At 76.3% G+C, this 1,113-nt stretch carries 1 protein-coding gene and 1 pseudogene; one reads left to right on the top strand and one right to left on the bottom strand.

Annotation, left to right across the window (positions count from 1 at the left end):
- Nucleotides 1–294 (top strand): annotated as a pseudogene (locus ABD067_RS13385) (hypothetical protein); the annotation flags it as partial.
- A 9-nt stretch (nucleotides 295–303) separates the two neighbouring features.
- Here ABD067_RS13385 and ABD067_RS13390 read toward each other — a convergent pair.
- Nucleotides 304–864, bottom strand: coding sequence for a CAP domain-containing protein (locus tag ABD067_RS13390; RefSeq protein WP_343895808.1), 561 nt, complete (start codon nucleotides 862–864; stop codon nucleotides 304–306).
- Between the last annotated feature and the right edge of the window lie 249 nt (nucleotides 865–1,113).

Consider the following 1,113-nt stretch of genomic DNA (forward strand, 5'->3'; position numbering starts at 1 on the left):
GAGGCGGCCGCGCTGCTCGGCACACAGTACCGCGAAGGGCGGGGCGGCGTGCCGCGCGACGCCGCCGAAGCCGCGCTGCCGGAGGAGGAGGGCGCCGAACTCGACGCCGCCCTCGCCCAATGCCGCCGCCGCCGCACCGGCCCCTTTTCCCGCGAGCCGCTGTCGGCCGAGGCGCGCCTCAAGGCCCTCGCCGCCCTGGCGCGCGCCGGCTTCCCGCGCGGCGTGGCGGAAGCGGCCCTCGACATGGACCCGGAGGAGGCGGAAGCGCGGCTGGCCGGGTTCCGGCAGGGGTGAGGCGGGGCTTCAGACGAACCAGTCGTCCGGCTCGGCCGCCTCGCGCGCGTTCGGGCTGCCGAAGGCCTCCGTGACGAACACGGCGTGCCACCCCCGGTAGTCGCCCCGCTCGATGCCGAGGCCGACCTCCGTGTAGGCGGGGTTGAGCAGGTTCGCGCGGTGGCCGGGCGACGCCAGCAGGTTGTCGTGGAGGGCCTCCACGTCCGCCGCGTCCAGCACGGCGGCGTTCTCCCCCAGGGCGCGGTAGCCGTAACCCGCCCCTTCGGCGCGCTGGGCGGCGGAGGGGCCGCCTTCGCCGGTGTGGCCGAAGCTGTCGGTCGCCAGCATCCAGGACGTGCGGCGTTCCGCCGTGTCCGAGAGTTCGGCGTCGAACGGGAGCGCGCCCGCGCCGGCCCCGGCGCGAGAGGCGTTGATGAGCTGGAGCAGGTAGGTTTCCCATTCGGATGGCGGCGCGGCCCTGTCGGCTCTCCCCTGTCGATGGCCGTCGTCAACGGTTGTGCGCCCGCGCGCGGCGCGGGCATGCGTCGCCGCCCGACGGTGGACGGAGCCGAACCGACGCGCGGGCGGCATCGGGCACGGCGGTTCGGTCCCTGCGTGCCGGTGGTGGGCGTCCCGCCGGCAGTTCCGCGGTCGAACGCCCGATGCGCCCCGGACCACTCGGGCAGTTGTACGTAGCTCGCAAGCCTCGGAAAGCCGCGCGCCGCGCCCTCGCTCCGGCCGGTTGACCCGGCGCCGGAAACTCCGCACACCCGAACCCTCCCCGGCAGGAAGAACGGAGACGGCGCGCGTGGACGGTGCGGCGGGCGGCGGCGAACGGCG

This window comes from Craurococcus roseus (genome assembly GCF_039523795.1).
GTDB classification, from domain to species: domain Bacteria; phylum Pseudomonadota; class Alphaproteobacteria; order Acetobacterales; family Acetobacteraceae; genus Craurococcus; species Craurococcus roseus.

Coding starts and splice junctions, on each gene's coding strand:
- ABD067_RS13390 (WP_343895808.1), bottom strand. CDS start 864: ATGCCGCCCGCGCGTCGGTTCGGCTCCGTCCACCGTCGGGCGGCGACG.